16 protein-coding genes are annotated in these 15,773 nt (G+C 65.9%); 4 read left to right on the forward strand and 12 right to left on the reverse strand.

The window, feature by feature from the left end; genetic code table 11:
* Positions 1 to 3: 3 nt before the first annotated feature.
* Both BBTA_RS21410 and BBTA_RS21415 read right to left on the reverse strand, forming a co-directional pair.
* On the reverse strand, positions 4 to 450 hold the full coding sequence (locus BBTA_RS21410) for an N-acetyltransferase (RefSeq protein ID WP_012044601.1): 447 nt from the start codon (positions 448 to 450) through the stop codon (positions 4 to 6).
* Between the two features lie 2 nt (positions 451 to 452).
* Positions 453 to 1,952 carry a bifunctional ADP-dependent NAD(P)H-hydrate dehydratase/NAD(P)H-hydrate epimerase gene (locus BBTA_RS21415; protein WP_012044602.1) on the reverse strand — a complete coding sequence of 500 codons (1,500 nt, stop codon included), beginning with the start codon at positions 1,950 to 1,952 and terminating at the stop codon, positions 453 to 455.
* Between the two features lie 526 nt (positions 1,953 to 2,478).
* Here BBTA_RS21415 and BBTA_RS21425 point away from each other — a divergent pair.
* On the forward strand, positions 2,479 to 2,817 hold the full coding sequence (locus tag BBTA_RS21425; protein WP_009027873.1) for a P-II family nitrogen regulator: 339 nt from the start codon (positions 2,479 to 2,481) through the stop codon (positions 2,815 to 2,817).
* A 227-nt stretch (positions 2,818 to 3,044) separates the two neighbouring features.
* Positions 3,045 to 4,454 carry a type I glutamate--ammonia ligase gene (glnA, locus tag BBTA_RS21430; protein WP_006611030.1) on the forward strand — a complete coding sequence of 470 codons (1,410 nt, stop codon included), beginning with the start codon at positions 3,045 to 3,047 and terminating at the stop codon, positions 4,452 to 4,454.
* Positions 4,455 to 4,658: 204 nt separating this feature from the next.
* Here glnA and BBTA_RS21435 read toward each other — a convergent pair whose 3' ends face one another.
* The 3 genes from BBTA_RS21435 to BBTA_RS21445 form a co-directional block, all read right to left on the reverse strand.
* Complete coding sequence (locus tag BBTA_RS21435; RefSeq protein WP_244424068.1) at positions 4,659 to 5,132, reverse strand: hypothetical protein; 474 nt, start codon at positions 5,130 to 5,132, stop codon at positions 4,659 to 4,661.
* 160 nt (positions 5,133 to 5,292) lie between these two features.
* The gene (locus tag BBTA_RS21440; protein WP_012044604.1) at positions 5,293 to 5,901 is read right to left on the reverse strand and encodes a hypothetical protein; all 609 of its coding nucleotides are present in this window, start codon (positions 5,899 to 5,901) and stop codon (positions 5,293 to 5,295) included.
* Between the two features lie 80 nt (positions 5,902 to 5,981).
* The gene (locus BBTA_RS21445; protein WP_012044605.1) at positions 5,982 to 6,752 is read right to left on the reverse strand and encodes a gamma-glutamyl-gamma-aminobutyrate hydrolase family protein; all 771 of its coding nucleotides are present in this window, start codon (positions 6,750 to 6,752) and stop codon (positions 5,982 to 5,984) included.
* 221 nt (positions 6,753 to 6,973) lie between these two features.
* Here BBTA_RS21445 and BBTA_RS21450 point away from each other — a divergent pair, with 221 nt between their 5' ends.
* A complete protein-coding gene (locus BBTA_RS21450) occupies positions 6,974 to 8,122 on the forward strand; it encodes an AI-2E family transporter (protein WP_012044606.1) in 1,149 nt (382 codons plus the stop codon).
* A 22-nt stretch (positions 8,123 to 8,144) separates the two neighbouring features.
* Here the strand turns inward: BBTA_RS21450 and BBTA_RS21455 are convergent, their stop codons facing one another.
* The 4 genes from BBTA_RS21455 to BBTA_RS21470 all read right to left on the reverse strand — a co-directional run bounded on the left by BBTA_RS21455 (position 8,145) and on the right by BBTA_RS21470 (position 11,636).
* Positions 8,145 to 9,314 carry a M20 aminoacylase family protein gene (locus BBTA_RS21455; protein WP_012044607.1) on the reverse strand — a complete coding sequence of 390 codons (1,170 nt, stop codon included), beginning with the start codon at positions 9,312 to 9,314 and terminating at the stop codon, positions 8,145 to 8,147.
* Between the two features lie 128 nt (positions 9,315 to 9,442).
* Positions 9,443 to 9,991 (reverse strand): phosphohydrolase, encoded by a 549-nt coding sequence (locus tag BBTA_RS21460; protein ID WP_012044608.1) that lies wholly within the window; start codon positions 9,989 to 9,991, stop codon positions 9,443 to 9,445.
* A gap of 35 nt (positions 9,992 to 10,026) precedes the next feature.
* Positions 10,027 to 10,329, reverse strand: a complete 303-nt coding sequence (locus BBTA_RS21465; RefSeq protein ID WP_012044609.1) for an antibiotic biosynthesis monooxygenase — start codon at positions 10,327 to 10,329, stop codon at positions 10,027 to 10,029.
* Positions 10,330 to 10,406: 77 nt separating this feature from the next.
* On the reverse strand, positions 10,407 to 11,636 hold the full coding sequence (locus BBTA_RS21470; RefSeq protein ID WP_012044610.1) for a GGDEF domain-containing protein: 1,230 nt from the start codon (positions 11,634 to 11,636) through the stop codon (positions 10,407 to 10,409).
* 389 nt (positions 11,637 to 12,025) lie between these two features.
* Between BBTA_RS21470 and BBTA_RS21475 the strand changes: the two genes are divergently transcribed.
* Positions 12,026 to 14,134 carry a LamG-like jellyroll fold domain-containing protein gene (locus tag BBTA_RS21475; protein ID WP_012044611.1) on the forward strand — a complete coding sequence of 703 codons (2,109 nt, stop codon included), beginning with the start codon at positions 12,026 to 12,028 and terminating at the stop codon, positions 14,132 to 14,134.
* 92 nt (positions 14,135 to 14,226) lie between these two features.
* On the opposite strand, the gene rpsI is transcribed toward BBTA_RS21475, so the two are convergent.
* The 3 genes from rpsI to BBTA_RS21490 form a co-directional block, all read right to left on the reverse strand.
* Positions 14,227 to 14,709 (reverse strand): 30S ribosomal protein S9, encoded by a 483-nt coding sequence (gene rpsI, locus BBTA_RS21480; RefSeq protein WP_012044612.1) that lies wholly within the window; start codon positions 14,707 to 14,709, stop codon positions 14,227 to 14,229.
* A 1-nt stretch (position 14,710) separates the two neighbouring features.
* Positions 14,711 to 15,175 carry a 50S ribosomal protein L13 gene (rplM, locus tag BBTA_RS21485; RefSeq protein ID WP_008966110.1) on the reverse strand — a complete coding sequence of 155 codons (465 nt, stop codon included), beginning with the start codon at positions 15,173 to 15,175 and terminating at the stop codon, positions 14,711 to 14,713.
* Between the two features lie 158 nt (positions 15,176 to 15,333).
* Entirely contained in the window at positions 15,334 to 15,762 is a 429-nt protein-coding gene (locus tag BBTA_RS21490; protein ID WP_012044613.1) for a PaaI family thioesterase, read from the reverse strand.
* Between the last annotated feature and the right edge of the window lie 11 nt (positions 15,763 to 15,773).

Raw genomic sequence — 15,773 nt, forward strand, 5'->3', positions numbered from 1 at the left:
CCGTCACGCCCGTGTCCAGCGATAGAGCGCGTCAGGCTCGCGCTCTTCATTGCGGGCGCCGTCGGTCTCCTCGACCAGCACGAAGCCGTGCCGCTCATAGAAGCGGCGCGCAGCCAGGTTGCGCTGAAACGTCCAGAGCTGCAGGCGATCGCCGGTGGTCTTGGCGAGATCGAGCAGCGCGCTGCCGACGCCTCGCCCTTGTGCCCCCGGATGCACGTAGAGCTGGTCGATCCATTCGTTGCGCAACGCGATGAACCCGGCCAATGCGTCGCGCTGGAAAGCGCCCCACAACGCGCAGTCTCGAAACACGCGCTCGCGATAGAACCAGCGATCTTCGTCGGGGGTATGCAAGCCGGCGAGCCAGGGCAAGGCTGCGTCGAATGCGGCACGATGGACGGCTGCGGCTGCGCCCATGTCCGACATTGCAAGCTGCCGGACGATGTTCGCCATGCTCAATACTCGACGCCCAACCGGTCATAGAGGCGCCGGAACACCGCCGGCAATGTCTCGGTCAGGTCCTCGGCGATCAGCCCCGGCCCCGCCTCGGCGCCGGCCTCGCCATGCATCCAGACGCCGATACAGGCGGCCTCGAAGGCCGGCACGCCCTGGGCCAGGAGGCCGGCGATGATGCCGGCGAGCACGTCGCCGGCCCCGGCGGTCGCGAGCCAGGGCGGTGCGTTGGCCGCAATCGCGGCGCGGCCATCCGGCGCGGCGACCGTGGTGTCGGCCCCCTTCAGCAGCACCACCGCGCCGCAGCGCGCGGCGGCGGCGCGCACGCGCTCCAGCTTGGAGCGGCCGGGATGCTTGTTGCTGAGGTCGGAGAACAGCCGCGGAAATTCACCCTCATGCGGGGTCAGCACGATCTGCGCCGCGGGCGTGGCCCTGATCTGCTCGAACAGCCGCTCCGGGGCGTCGGCAAAGCTCGTCAGCGCATCGGCATCCAGCACGAGATGGCGCTGCGCCGTGAGCGCCGTGAACACGACATCGCGCGTGCGCTCGTTGACTCCCGTGCCCGGCCCGATGATGCAGGTGTTGTAGCGCCTGTCGCCGAGCAGCTCGGCGAATTCGAGGACGGTGTCGGCGGCGCGCACCATGACAGCCGTCAGCGCCGCCGCATTGACCGCGAGCGCGTCTCGCGGCGAGGCCAGCGTCACCAGGCCGGCGCCGGCGCGCAGCGCCGCCCGCGCCGCCATCCGCGCGGCCCCGGTCGCGGCGACGTCGCCGGACATCGCCAGCACGTGCCCGCGCGCATATTTGTGGCCATCGATGCGCGGCACGGGAAAGTGGCCGTGCCAAAGCTCGGGATCGTTCTCGAAGGCCTGCGGCTTGATTTCATCGAGCACCTGCGGCGCGATGCCGATGTCGGCGAGCCGGACATGGCCGCAATGCTGGCGGCCGGGAAGCAGAAGATGCGCCGGCTTCTTCCGGAAGAAGGTCACGGTCTCGGTCGCCTTGACGGCGATCCCCATCACCGCCCCCGTGGTGCCGTTGATGCCGCTTGGCAGATCGACCGCGAGCACCGGCGCGCCATTGGCGTTGATCGCGGCGATGACATCGTGGGGATCGCCGGCCACCGGACGGCTGAGGCCGGCGCCGAACAGCGCGTCGATGATCAAAGCCGGCTTGCCGATCGCCTGCGGCGTGAACGGCAGCACCGGAAATTTCCAGCCTCTGGCGGCGGAGGCCGCGTCGCCCTGGAGCGCATCGCGCTCGCACATCAGCACCACCGACACCTCGCGGCCCTGCGCCGCGAGCTCCGCAGCCGCGACGAAGCCGTCGCCGCCATTGTTCCCGGGGCCGCAGACCACCAGGATCGGCCCGGTCTCCACCAAGTCCATGGCGGCATCGGCCACCGCCTGGCCGGCGCTCAGCATCAGCGAAAACCCCGGCGTCCCGGCGGCAATCGTCAGCCGGTCGGCCCGCTCCATTTCGCTCGTGGTCAAAACTTCCATCAATCCGCTCTTGTCCCCCGCAGCGGCCGCCGGGCGGCTGCGATATCCGTTCATTTGCCTGCGGCCGCAGCAGCGCCCTCGCCGCGATCGCCGTCCGCCCACCCTATTGCCGCGCCTGTCCGCAACTTCCAAGCGCGCATCGGAGACTGAAAAGCCGCGTGAAATCGCGGCACAGCCGCCTTTTCCCTGGGCATTCTGACCAGCATGCGGATGCCACCGCCCCGCATGCACAACGTTTGATCTATTTGCCTAATCTCCAGGCTCCGGTATTCTAGGCTTTCCCAGCGGGAATCGTCGGGCAATCGCAAAATGCCTGATTAACGGCTTGATTCAGGCCCGTTAACGACTTGGCATAGACCCTGCTTTTGTAGAGCCACTTCGGCACGGGGCAAGACGGGCTGTCAATGACCGGGCCTCCGCCGGAGAGCGTCGGGCCCGGTAACGAAGTGATCGAACAACGTGCGCGTCAGCGCAGCCTGACGATGACCCTTATGTTTCTTAATGCGGAATGCCCGGGAGGCGCTCAGTGAAGAAGATCGAAGCCATCATCAAGCCGTTCAAGCTCGACGAGGTGAAGGAGGCGCTTCAGGAGGTCGGACTTCAGGGCATTACCGTGACTGAAGCCAAGGGGTTCGGCCGGCAGAAGGGCCATGCCGAACTGTATCGGGGCGCCGAATACATCGTCGATTTCCTGCCCAAGGTGAAGATCGAGATCGTGATCGGCGACGATCTGGTCGAGCGCGCGATCGAGGCGATCCGCCGCGCCGCCCAGACCGGCCGCATCGGCGACGGCAAGATCTTCGTGTCCAATATCGAGGAGGCCATCCGCATCCGAACCGGAGAATCCGGGCTGGATGCCATCTGATCCTCTGCGGGAGGCTTGGAACGGCATCCCCGCCCCAAGCCTCCGACAGAGAAGATATGCTGCGCATGCAGCGGTGACGGCAGCCCAGGCGTCCTCTGCGAGGCGCTTGCAGGCGGCCCTTTTGGCGTTTTCCGATATTGTCTTGGCCCCCGCGCGAGGCTAATGGAGCATGACCCGCGGACGCCGTCCCGCGCCGGGCCGTGACGTTTCAGCCAAGAGGGGTATTCATGAAGACCGCCAAGGACGTCTTGAAAGCAATCAAAGACAACGACGTCAAATATGTCGACCTCCGCTTCACCGATCCGCGGGGCAAGTGGCAGCACGTCACCTTCGACGTCAGCATGATCGACGAGGACATTTTTGCTGAAGGCACGATGTTCGACGGCTCCTCGATCGCCGGCTGGAAGGCGATCAACGAGTCGGACATGTGCCTGATGCCCGACCCGGTGACGGCCACGATCGATCCGTTCTTCGCCGAAACCACCATGATCATCACCTGCGACGTGCTTGAGCCGACCACCGGCGAGCCGTACAACCGCGATCCCCGCGGCATCGCCAAGAAGGCCGAGGCGATGGTGAAGTCGATGGGCGTGGGCGACACCGTGTTCGTCGGCCCCGAAGCCGAGTTCTTCGTGTTCGATGACGTGCGCTACAGCTCGTCGCCCTACAACACCGGCTTCCGCCTCGACTCCTCGGAGCTGCCGACCAACTCGGACACCGAGTATGAGGGCGGCAATCTCGGCCACCGCATCCGCACCAAGGCCGGCTACTTCCCGGTGCCGCCGCAGGACTCGGTGCAGGACATGCGCTCGGAGATGCTGGGTGCGATGGCCCGCATGGGCGTCAAGGTCGAGAAGCACCATCACGAGGTCGCCTCGGCCCAGCACGAGCTCGGCATGAAGTTCGACACGCTGACCTTGATGGCCGACCAGATGCAGATCTACAAATACTGCATCCACCAGGTCGCGCACATCTACGGCAAGACCGCCACCTTCATGCCGAAGCCGGTCTATGGCGACAACGGCTCGGGCATGCACGTCCACCAGTCGATCTGGAAGGACGGCAAACCGGTGTTCGCGGGCAACAAATACTCCGACCTGTCGGAGACCTGCCTGTCCTACATCGCCGGCATCATCAAGCATGCCAAGGCCATCAACGCCTTCACCAACCCGTCGACCAACTCCTACAAGCGTCTGGTCCCGGGCTATGAGGCGCCGGTGCTGCTCGCCTACTCCGCGCGCAACCGCTCGGCCTCGTGCCGCATCCCCTACACCTCCTCGCCGAAGGCCAAGCGCGTCGAGGTCCGCTTCCCCGATCCGCTCGCCAACCCCTATCTCGGCTTCGCCGCGATGCTGATGGCCGGCCTCGACGGCGTGAAGAACAAGCTCGATCCGGGCCCGGCGATGGACAAGGACCTCTACGACCTGCCGAAGGAAGAGCTGAAGCAGATCCCGACCGTCTGCGGCTCGCTCCGTGAGGCGCTCGAGAATCTCGACAAGGACCGCGCCTTCCTGAAGGCCGGCGGCGTGTTCGACGACGACTTCATCGACAGCTACATCGCGCTGAAGATGACCGAGGTCGAGCGCTTCGAAATGACCCCGCACCCGGTCGAGTTCGACATGTACTACTCGGGCTGAGCGCCCGATAAGATCGGCGGATCACGAAGGCGCCCCTCGCGGGGCGCCTTTTGTTTGGTGGCGCACGTTACTTGGCGCAGTGAGATCAGGGGCCTCGTCCTTCGAGACGCCGCGCTCCCTTGGGATCAGCGCGCGAGAGCAACCGACAAACAATCGTGCGCTGTCTGGAACCATGAGGCCCGTCTGCCGACCCGGTCTCGATCGCTATCTCTCGGGAAAGTGCACGACAACCTGCTCGACAACGGGTGCCCATTCTCGTGCCTTCGCATCACCGGACGAAATCCGGTCGCCTGCAGGCGCGCCCATCTCGCTGCCCTTGCCGAATCGAACCGCAATCCGGCAGCCCCCGGGCAGAGGACGGTCCAGCGCGCCGCCCTTCCAGTCGACGACGAAGCCGCCGCCATCAGTGAAGAACTCGCGGATCAGAAACGGCCGGCCGTTGATCTTCTGCACCTCGGCCAGGGTGGAGCCGAGCGTCACGCCGGCAACGTTCCAGTGACTGGTCTTGGCGTCGATCAAGGTGAGGCGCGACACCCGCTGCATCGTCTCGTCCGTAAAGCCGATCTCGATGCGCCAGTCCGGCGATTTCGGCGACAGCACGACGCCCGGATAGGTGATATCCTCCACCCCGGTGTACAGTTGCTCGTCAATCACCGCGTCCTGGCCGTAGCGCTGCATCAGGCTCCTCGCGGAGTCTGAGACCGACACCGGCGAAGTGCAGGTGATCAGCCCATCGGCTGGCGGCGTGATCTGCGCCGATGCCGGCGAGGCGAGAAGCATTAACAACAAGAGCGTTCGGCGCATGCTGATCCCGGTCAGGCTTGCGACAATAATGCCATCACTTCGCGGCGAAATTGACGCCGATCTCGGTGACGACAGGCGCGAATTTCAGCAGCGCCGGAATGTCGGACGACACCTTCACACCATCCCCTGACAGCGCCCGCGGCGCGTCCTTGTCCTTGCCGAAGCGCAGCGTGATCGAGCAGCCGCCCGGCAGCCTGCGCCCGAGCGCGCCATTCTTGAAGTCGGTGACGAAGCCGCCATAGTCCCAGCCGAAGCCGCTCACGACGAACGGCTTGCCGTTGGCCTTCTGGACCGCCGCGAGGCTGGCGCCGATACTGATGCCGGCCACGGTCCAGCGGCTGCTCTTGGCGTTGTCGCGCAAGGTCAGCGCGGACACCGTTGCCGTCTTGTCCTCGATGAAGGCGACTTCGATGCGCCGGTCCATCGCCCGCGGAAACAGCACGAGGCCCTGATAGGTCTCGCCCTCCGCGCCCGGCAGATCCTGCACGACCGCCTCGGCGCCATAGCGCTGTTGGAGGCTTTTCGCGGTGTCGGTGGCCGCCACCGGGAGCGTGCAGGTGATCGGTCCCTCGCTCGGCGGGGCGGTCTGCGCCAGGGCGGAAGAAGCCATCAGCAAACCTGCTGTGATCAGGAGGTGGCGCATCCGGGACCCTTGCTCCGCGACATCATAAGGTTGCCTTTGAGCTTGGTCTGGCCCGCGCTAAGCCCGGTTCACGTCCGACATCAAGCCGCGAGATGCCGCTTCCTCACCGCCGAGCCGAACGCCTCGAACAGCTTGCGGTTGATCGGGTTCTTCTGCGGGTCGTATTCGGCGTGCCACTGCACGCCCAGCGCAAAGTTCGGCGCGTCGGCGATGCGGATGGCCTCGATGGTGCCGTCCTCCGCGATGCCCTCGATGACGACGCGATCGCCGGGCTCGAGAATGCCCTGGCCATGCAGCGAATTCACCTTGATGCTGTCGCAGCCGAGAATGGTTGCGAAGGCGCCGCCCGGCGTCAGCCTGACCTCGTGCCGGTCGGCGAACACGACCGTCGGATCGGGATGGATCTCGCCATTCTCCAGCCGGGGCATGCGATGGTTCATGCGGCCGGGGATCTCGCGGATCTCCGGATGCAGCGTGCCGCCGAAGGCGACGTTCATTTCCTGCAGGCCGCGGCAGATGCCGAACAGCGGAATGCCTCTGGCGACGCAGGCCTCCGACAACTGCAGGGCAACCTCGTCGCGGTGAATATCGTAGGGCTCGTGCTTGAGGCTGGGCTCGGTGTTGAACCGCGTCGGATGCACGTTGGCGCGGGCGCCGGTCAGCACCACGCCATCGACGATGTCGAGCAGCGCCGCGATGTCGGTAATCTCGGGAACACCGGCGAACATCAGCGGCAGCGCGCCCGCGACCTCAGCCACGGCGCTCAGATTGCGTTCGCCCACCATCTGCACGGTGAACCTGTTCTCGACGCGGTGGCTGTTGCCGATCACGCCGACGACCGGACGTTTCATAGCCCTCGTTTCCGTTTCTCTCCCGCGCGAAGCATAAGTCATGCCTCTGAAAAATCATGCCCGCGTCGCCGGGCCGGATCAACCTATGACCGCGCGGGTCCCCAATGCCAATTCCGGACAACCCCGCAGCTGGCTCGCCTGCAAAGATCCGCCAACCCTATGCTTGATCCGGCGGCGGTTTTCGCCAATGTGTGGAGGCCGATCAGCATAAAGGACCCTTCATGACCGCCCCCGCCGACCCGCGCCTCGAGGCCCGCAGCGACCTGGCCTGGGCCATCACCGTCGGCGGCATCGGGGTGATCCTGTTCGCGGCGACACTCGCCTTCAGCTGGTATTACGCTGCCGCGTTGTTTCTGCTGTTCTCGGGCATGCTGCTCGGCGTCGCGCTCAATGCGATGACCAGCCTGCTCGGCCGCGTGCTGCCGTGGCCGCATCCGCTGCGTCTCGCCCTGGTGTGTCTCACGCTTGCAGCGCTGCTCGTCGGCATCGTGTTCCTCGGCGGTACCACCATCGCCGACCAGGCCAAGGTGCTCAGCGACACCATCAAGTCGCAGCTCGGCAACATCAAGGGCTTCCTCGACCGCAACGGTATCGACACCAGCTTCTTCGATTTCAGCGCGGCAACCCAGGCCACCCCCGCCCCCGATGGCGGCTCGACCACACCGACCCAGGCACCGTCTCACAGCCTGCCGGGCGGCCTGCCCTCGCCGAGTGCGCTGGCTTCCTCGGGCGGGGCCATCGTCAGCCAGACCTTCAAGCTGCTGCTGGGCACCGTCAGCGCCGTCGGCAACTTCTTCATTGTCCTGTTCCTCGGCCTGGCTTTCGCGGCGCAGCCCGCGGTCTATCGCAGCGGGCTCCTGTTCCTGGCGCCGGCGAAGTACCGCGACCAGGCCACCGTGATCATCGACCGCATCAGCTACACGCTGGAGCGATGGCTGATCGCCCAGATCACCACGATGTTCGCGGTGTTCTTGGTCACCTGGATCGGGCTTGCCGTCATCGGCGTGCAGAGTTCGTTCATCCTCGGCATCCAGGCCGGCCTGCTCGCCTTTATTCCGACCGTCGGCGCCATCATCGCCGGGGTCATCGTGGTGCTGGCGAGCCTCGCCTCGGGCTGGGTTGCGGCGGTCTCCGCTTTTGTGCTGTTCCTCGGCGTGCACGCGATGGAGAGCTACGTGCTGACGCCCTTGATCCAGCGTCAGGCGCTCGACATCCCCCCAGCGACGCTGTTCGCCTTCCAGATCCTGCTCGGCATCGTGTTCGGCGTCTGGGGACTGACCCTGGCGCTGCCGCTGATGGCGATCGCCAAGGTGATGATCGACTATTTCAAGAGCGACCGCAGCACCGAAGACGCAGCGGCTGCGATCTGAAGCCCTCCGCGCCGTCGGCGCGTCAACCGACCGGCATCGCGGTCTCGACGAGCTTGGCCCAATAGCTGATCCCGTGCGGGATCACGTCGTCGTTGAAGTCGTATTCGGGGTGATGCACGCCGGCCCCGTCGCCGATGCCCATGAACACGAACGCGCCGGGCCGCGCCTGCAGCATATAGGCGAAATCCTCGCCGCCGAGCCGGGGCGGCATGTCGGTCTTGACCTGATCCGGCCCGACCACGTCGCGTGCCACCTTCGCCGCGAATGCGGTCTGCTCCGCGTGGTTGACGACGACCGGATAGCCCCATTCGTAGTCGATCTCGACCTCGACGCCCATGCCGCTCGCCATCGCCGCCACGAGATCCTTGAACCGCTTGTCCATCAAACGCCGGACCTCCTCGTCGAGCGTGCGCACGGTGCCGCCGATGATCGCGGTCTGCGGAATGATGTTGTCGGCCGACGTGCCCGCATGGAAGCGCGTGATCGACAGCACCGCGCTCTCGACCGGATCGACGTTGCGCGCCACGATGGTCTGCAGCGCGGTCACGATCTGCGCGCCCGCGATGATCGGATCGACGCATTTGTTCGGGCGCGCGGCATGACCGCCGAGCCCCTTCAGCCGCACCTCGAACGTATCGGCCGCCGCCATGACGGCGCCGACCCGCGTCGAAACGGCGCCGAGCGGCAGGCCCGGCGCGTTGTGCAGGCCGTAGACCTCCTCGATTCCGAAGCGCTCCATCAGGCCGTCATCGACCATGGCGCGGCCGCCGGCGCCGCCCTCCTCCGCCGGCTGGAAGATCACGACCGCGGTGCCCGCGAAATTGCGCGTCTCGGCAAGATAGCGCGCCGCGCCCAGCAGCATTGCGGTGTGGCCGTCATGACCGCAGGCATGCATCCGGCCGGGGATGGTCGATTTGTGCGGAATGTCGCTGACTTCCTGCAGCGGCAGCGCGTCCATGTCGGCGCGCAGACCGATCACGCGCGGTGACGGCTCGCGACCTCTGATGACGCCGACCACACCGGTGCGGCCGATGCCCGTCACGACCTCATCGACGCCGAACGACGTCAACAGTTCGGCGACGCGCGCCGCCGTCCGGTGGACCTCGTAGAGCAGCTCGGGATGCTGGTGGAAATCGCGCCGCCAGACCTTGGCGTCCTCCGCCAGCTCGGCGGCGCGGTTGATGATCGGCATGTTACGGAGTTCCGAATCATGAGGAGAGGCACGTCAGGGACAACGCGCATTGCATCTCATTGCATGTCGGCCGACCGCAAAACACAAGCGCCATTCGCTCATGCGTTGCTGCGCCGACTGCATTGCAGTCAGGTTCGCAGCTCGTCCAGCTCGCGGGCGAGATTGGCCCGCGCCTTCTCATCGAGCGCCGCGGCGAAGCCGGGGTCGGGATAGATCACCGGCCGGCTCACAAACCGCTCCAGCACCGCCGCGCGCCCCGCGCGATAGGCCTCGTCCGGCACATGGGCATATTCGCGCCGGATCGCGCGCGCATAGGCATCGTAAGTGATGTCGTCGGCGGCGAGAATGGCGAGATCGATCGAGACCAGCAATGCGCCGCGCCGGTCGCCCGGCGCGACATCATGCGTCCGGGTCAGCCGGATCAGGCGGCCGACCTCGTCGCGCAGCTCCGGCGCGACATGGCGCTCGGCGAGAACAGCGCTCTGCTCCTCATTGTCGGCGCGCGTGGGATCATAGACGACGTCGTGCCACCAGATCGCCGCGGTCAGGATCTCCCGATCGCCGGCGCTGAGGCCGGCGACGCCCGCCAGCCATGTCAGGCAGTCCTGAACATGGCGCAGATCGTGATAGTGGCGGCCCGGCGCGGAATAGGCCGCGACCAGATCGTCATGGGTCATGCCGCGCTCCGTCACAGCGCCTGTCCAGGTGCGCCTCAGCCCGCCGAGGTCAGCACCGTCTCGGTGTGCTCGACATCCGGCGGCGCGGCGAAATACGGCCCGACAAGGCCGCGCCACTCGGTGAAGTTCTCCGAGCCGCGAAAATCCACCGTGTGGTTCTCGAGCGTCTCCCACTTCACCATCAGCCGGTAGCGCTGCGGCTTCTCGATCGATTTGTGCAGCTCGAAGCCATGGAAGCCCTTGGAGCGGCCGAAGGCGGCGCGCGCCTTGGCGACCGCTGCCTCGAAATCCTTCTCGCTGCCCGGCTTGATGTCGATCTGGGCGATTTCCGTGATCATGGTCTGGCGGCCTCCCCTCATTGTCGGTCGAGACCGTGTCTAGCCCAGACCGATGGCGAGAGAAAGCTGCGCGGCGGTCAGCTCGACACCACCGCCTGCCCCGGCTGCACCGGTGGCGCTCCGGCCGCTGCGGCGGCCCGCTGACGCCGGTAGCGCTCCAGCGACAGCGGCAATTCGGACGCCGCCTCGACGCGGTTGCGGCCCGACCGCTTGGCCTTGTAGAGCGCGGTGTCGGCGGCCGCGAGCAGCACGTCGAGCTCGGTTCCCGCCGGGCCGCCGGCGACGCCGATGCTCACGGTGGTGTCGACCGGCTTCTCCTCGCAGACCACGCCGGACGCCGCGAACGCCTCGCGGACGCGCTCGGCGGCGACCATCGCCTCCTCGATCGAACAGGGCAGCAGCGCTGCGAACTCCTCGCCGCCGATCCGCCCAGAGAGATCGGTGAGACGCAGATTGTTGACCACGACATCCGCGAACAGCTTCAGCACCGTGTCGCCTTCGGCGTGGCCGAACCGGTCATTGATGGATTTGAAATGATCGATGTCGAAGATCAGCACGCTGACCGGCCGCTGCTCGCGCGCCTCGCGGGCAATCAGCTGCGCGCAGGCGTCCGCAAAGCCGCGACGATTGAGCAGGCCCGTGAGCGGGTCGGTGGTGGCGGCGCGCTTATGCGCACTGACGATGCGCTCCGACACCAGCATGAAGATCACGAACACCGTGCCGACCGCATACAGCACCAGCTCGATCGAGAAGATCGTCACCCAGGCGGCCGCGAAGGCACCATCGGCGTCGCGCAGCATGTTGCCGAGCAGGATCGGCAGCATCAGCACGAAGCCATGCATCGCCGGCACGATCAGCGCCGGCCAGCGCCGATGCAGCGTGCGCCGCCGCTCCTGCCAGAGCTCGGCCGCCGTCAGCATGGCGTAGATCACGACGATGGCGGCGCCGATGGTCAGGCGGAGCGACTGTGCGGCCGGGTCGAGCAGCATGCCGCTCGTGATCCACACCAGCGCGCCGAGCACCAGGCCGATCACGCTCGGCGGCTTGCCGTGGAAGACGCGCGCGGCGTTCCAGACCATCGCGGTTGCGACCAGCCCGATCGCGCTGAGAAACAGCGACACCACCACGCCATAGACCTCGCCGACCAAGGTCCACAGCGCGATCGCGACCGCGCCGAGAATGTAGGCCGCGCCCCACCAGCGCAGTGCCGGCGTGTTCTCCTGCCGTCCGAAGTGCAGCAACATCGCGCCAAGCAGCGCCGCGACCATAGTCGCTACGATGTCGAGCGTCATGCTGTCGAGCGCCATGCGTCACCTCGGTTGCTGCGGCAGCGCGGGAACTCAGGGTTAGCGCGGCCTTATCGCGATCAACCTAGCGTGCGGTCTGTTCGGAAGACGTTTGCGTGGGATGCCAAGTTTTCTGGAAAAGCGCGCCGCAACTCGCCAGCAATTGCTGCGCAAAAAATCGGCAAAAAGAATTCAAAAGCAAACCGGAGGCCAGGGGGGGCCGCTCGCTTCAATTGCAGGCTGCGCAGGCGCATCGATCGTTAGTTGCTGAAACGGTCGAGAGGTTCGCTGATTTCGGGTGATTGCCGCGACAACTCATCGAAACGATAAGAAACCTTCTCAAATTTGAGATCATGTCTCCCTAACACGTCCCCGCCGCGGCACCGTGCGCGGCTGAATTGGGGACGACCATGTCTTTCGAAGACGATACATCAAACGACAAGCAGGCCACAGGGGGTCATTCGTCGCAGCCGTCGACCGGCGCGGAGCCGACCCGCTTGGACCGCCGCACGCTGTTGCGCAACGCCATGGGCGCCTCGGCGCTCGGCCTCGGCGCCAGCATGCTGCCGCGCGAGGCGCATGCGCACTGGCATTGGCGCATGCATCATCACCATCATCATGTCACGACCAGCTTCGCGCTCGCCGTCCTGCCCGACACGCAATTCTATTCCCGCTACGCGACCTCGGAAGAAGGCCAAGCCTATCAGCGCCAATATGGCAGCACGCCCTACCCGGCGCAGACGCAGTTCATCGTCGACAACGCCGCCAAATATCATATTCCGTTCACCATCCATCTCGGCGACGTCGTCGATCAGTCCAAGCATCCGCAGCAATGGGCGGTCGCCGATGCGGCGATGAAGGTGCTGGAGAATGCCGGCCGGCCCTATTCGGTGCTCGCCGGCAATCATGACGTGTTGTCGGCGCTGGAGTTCGAGAGCGCGGCCAGCCAGAGCTCGGGCACCGACGCACAGCGCGGTTCGTCCGAGCCGTATCTGACTTGGTTTCCAACCAGCCGCGCCGCCAAGCAGCGCACCTTCCTGGAGCGGCATCCGAGCGGCTGGCACGAGGCACATGTGTTCCACGCCTGCGGCGTCAGCTTCATGGTGCTGTCGCTGTCATGGCGCGCCTCCGACGATGCGATCGCCTGGGCGCACAGCATGATCGCGCGCTATCCGATGCTGCCGGTCATCCTCGCCAACCACCAGCTGCTGAACATCGCCAATGATGGTGTGAGCCCGCTCGAAGTCGCCTATGGCCAGTATCTCTGGGACAAGCTGATCCGTCACAATGACCAGATCTTCATGACGCTCAACGGCCACTATCATGGCGGCGCGCTGCTGACGAAGATCAACGACTTCCATAATCCGGTGCACGAGATGGTCGTCGACTACCAGATGGCCTATCAGGGCGGCAACGGCCTGATGCGGCTGTACGAGTTCGACTTCACCCGCAACAAGATCGACGTCGCCTCGTTCTCGCCCTGGGTGGTCGAGAAGCCGAAGGACAGCCTCAAGCAGTTCGACCGCGCCTGGCTGACCGAGCCGAACCACGAATTCTCGATCGACATCGACTTCCAGCGCCGCTTCTCGCGCTTCACCCATTTCTGCCATCTGCCGGCCTTCGCCGGCACGCCGATCCTGCCGCGGGTCAAGCAGGATCTCTATGCCAACTACACCGAACAGCCCGAGCCGGTGGTGGTGCCGCCGACCAGCGAGCAGGACTATCCGCTGATCGCCGAGACCGTCGCGCATTGGCGGATCACGTCGTCGGCCATCGGCAAGGCCGTGGCCGCAGGCACAGCGCTTGCGGATCTCACCGCCGCCAATCCAATGCAGCGCGCCGCGCTCGCCGGCGCCGCCCAGGTCGCCGACGTGGCGTTCACCGCCGACAAGCACCGGCTGTCGTCGGCGCCGGGCAGCGTGCAGTTCCTCAACACCACCCACCAGGGCCCCGGCCGCTTCAGCTGGTTCACGACCGCGGCGAACGCCCCGATCAATGCCGCGACCTTCGCCAACGGCTATACGATCGAGACCTTCATCAAGATCGATCCGAACTGGAAGGCGGCCGACCACGCCTGGTGCAACATCCTCACCCGCTTCGGCAATCGCGGCTGGCTGCCGGGCTATGCCGGCGGTGATCCGGAATCGCCGCCGATCCTGTTCGCGATCTCCAACCTGCGCGAGGTGCAGTGGGAGATCGTGCCGTCGAGCTCGACCAAGCAGCCGCAGACCGACTGGTCCGGCGAGATCATGCTCAACACCTGGTATCACCTCGCCATCGTCAACGACCCCAAGGACAATTCGACGGTGCTGTATATCGAGGGCGCGCCGGTGGTGCGCAGCGTGATCGGCGGCAACGGCATCGCCAGCGTTGCGGCGTCGCAGCCCTGGGCCCTCGGCTGCGGCTGGTGGGACCGCGCGCCGTCGGACGGCTTCATCGGCAGCATCGGCGAGGTCCGCGTGGTGTCGAAGCCGCTGGCGCCGAACCAGTGGCTGACGGCGCGCCGCGCCAGCGCCTGATCGACAACACACCGACAAACAAAACGGGCGCCCGCGAGGGCGCCCGTTCGTATTGGAGACCAGAGGATCCGGCCGCAGCCGGGTCCTGGAGATCAGCGCTTCGAGAACTGGAAGGAGCGGCGGGCCTTGGCCTTGCCGTACTTCTTACGCTCGACGACGCGCGAGTCGCGGGTCAGGAAGCCGCCCTTCTTGAGGACGCCGCGCAGCTCCGGCTCGAAATTGGTCAGCGCCTTGGACAGGCCGTGACGGACCGCGCCGGCCTGGCCGGACAGACCGCCACCGGCGACCGTGCAGATCACGTCGTACTGGCCGTTGCGCGCCGCGGCGACCAGCGGCTGCTGGATCATCATCCGCAGCACGGGGCGGGCGAAGTAGACCTCGATGTCGCGGGTGTTGACGGTGACCTTGCCGGAGCCCGGCTTGATCCAGACGCGGGCGACCGCGTCCTTGCGCTTGCCGGTGGCATAGGCGCGGCCAAACTTGTCGACCTTCTTCTCATACTTCGGAGCGTCCGGAGCGGTGACCGCGCCCTTGAGCTGCGACAGCTGATCGAGAGACTGGATGCTTTCGGCCATCTTATGCGGCCCTCGTGTTCTTGCGGTTCAACTTCGCGATGTCGATCTTCTCGGGGTTCTGCGCCTCGTGCGGATGATCAGGTCCGCCATAGACACGCAGATTGCCCATCTGCACGCGGCCGAGCGGGCCACGCGGGATCATGCGCTCGACGGCCTTCTCGAGCACGCGCTCCGGGAAGCGGCCCTCGAGGATCTGGCGCGCGGTGCGCTCCTTGACGTGACCGACGAAGCCGGTGTGCTTGTAGTACGTCTTCTGCTCGCGCTTGCGGCCGGTGAACACGGCATGCTTGGCGTTGACGATGATGACGTTGTCGCCGCAATCGACATGCGGGGTGTAGATCGGGAGGTGCTTGCCGCGCAGGCGCATGGCGACCAGCGTGGCGAGACGGCCGACGACCAGACCCTTGGCGTCGATCACGACCCACTTCTTCTGGACCTCGGCCGGCTTTGCCGAAAAGGTTTTCATGAGAGATATCCGTGACAGGGAGAATGCGGCGCGGATGACGCGCCGAACTGGTCGCAGCTTCTAGAGAAGCGGCCTGCATTCGTCAACGCCATCGGCGCAAAATTACACCAGCAAAAACAACAACTTGCAAATATGGTGCAATAATACCCTCGAAAACCCTATGCGTTCGGAATGGAATAGGTCGCCGTGACATGGGCGATCGGATCGGGCGATTCTCCTGACAATAGCGCGACTTCGCCGACCGCAAGCCGCTTGCCGAGCTTGAGCAGCCGCGCCTCGGCGAGCACGTCGGCGCCGGCCGCGCCCTTGCGCAGGAAGTTGATGTTGAGATTCGTCGTCACCGCGAGCCCGACCGGGCCGATCGCCGACAGCAGCACCACGTACATGGCGAAATCCGCCAGCGCCATCAGGGTCGGCCCGGACACCGTGCCGCCCGGGCGCAGCATGCGCTCGTTGAAACGCTGGCGCAGACGGCAGCTCCTGCCGTCGGCGCTCTCGATGGCGATGTCGCCGCCGGTGCGAAATGCCTGGGGAAATTCCGCATGCAGGAACGCTTCGAGTTCCGCGATCGTCATCTTTGCCGTCATGTCTCCCCCTG

It is taken from the genome of Bradyrhizobium sp. BTAi1, from assembly GCF_000015165.1.
Taxonomy (GTDB): Bacteria; Pseudomonadota; Alphaproteobacteria; order Rhizobiales; family Xanthobacteraceae; genus Bradyrhizobium; species Bradyrhizobium denitrificans.

Coding starts and splice junctions, on each gene's coding strand:
- BBTA_RS21455 (WP_012044607.1), bottom strand. CDS start 9,314: ATGCCGATCATCAACCGCGCCGCCGAGCTGGCGGAGGACGCCAAGGTC.
- BBTA_RS21450 (WP_012044606.1), top strand. CDS start 6,974: ATGACCGCCCCCGCCGACCCGCGCCTCGAGGCCCGCAGCGACCTGGCC.
- BBTA_RS21475 (WP_012044611.1), top strand. CDS start 12,026: ATGTCTTTCGAAGACGATACATCAAACGACAAGCAGGCCACAGGGGGT.
- BBTA_RS21435 (WP_244424068.1), bottom strand. CDS start 5,132: ATGCAGCGCTACGGCCAGGACGCGGTGATTGACGAGCAACTGTACACC.
- BBTA_RS21460 (WP_012044608.1), bottom strand. CDS start 9,991: ATGACCCATGACGATCTGGTCGCGGCCTATTCCGCGCCGGGCCGCCAC.
- BBTA_RS21470 (WP_012044610.1), bottom strand. CDS start 11,636: ATGGCGCTCGACAGCATGACGCTCGACATCGTAGCGACTATGGTCGCG.
- rpsI (WP_012044612.1), bottom strand. CDS start 14,709: ATGGCCGAAAGCATCCAGTCTCTCGATCAGCTGTCGCAGCTCAAGGGC.
- BBTA_RS21440 (WP_012044604.1), bottom strand. CDS start 5,901: ATGCGCCACCTCCTGATCACAGCAGGTTTGCTGATGGCTTCTTCCGCC.
- glnA (WP_006611030.1), top strand. CDS start 3,045: ATGAAGACCGCCAAGGACGTCTTGAAAGCAATCAAAGACAACGACGTC.
- rplM (WP_008966110.1), bottom strand. CDS start 15,175: ATGAAAACCTTTTCGGCAAAGCCGGCCGAGGTCCAGAAGAAGTGGGTC.
- BBTA_RS21410 (WP_012044601.1), bottom strand. CDS start 450: ATGGCGAACATCGTCCGGCAGCTTGCAATGTCGGACATGGGCGCAGCC.
- BBTA_RS21465 (WP_012044609.1), bottom strand. CDS start 10,329: ATGATCACGGAAATCGCCCAGATCGACATCAAGCCGGGCAGCGAGAAG.
- BBTA_RS21490 (WP_012044613.1), bottom strand. CDS start 15,762: ATGACGGCAAAGATGACGATCGCGGAACTCGAAGCGTTCCTGCATGCG.
- BBTA_RS21445 (WP_012044605.1), bottom strand. CDS start 6,752: ATGAAACGTCCGGTCGTCGGCGTGATCGGCAACAGCCACCGCGTCGAG.
- BBTA_RS21415 (WP_012044602.1), bottom strand. CDS start 1,952: ATGGAAGTTTTGACCACGAGCGAAATGGAGCGGGCCGACCGGCTGACG.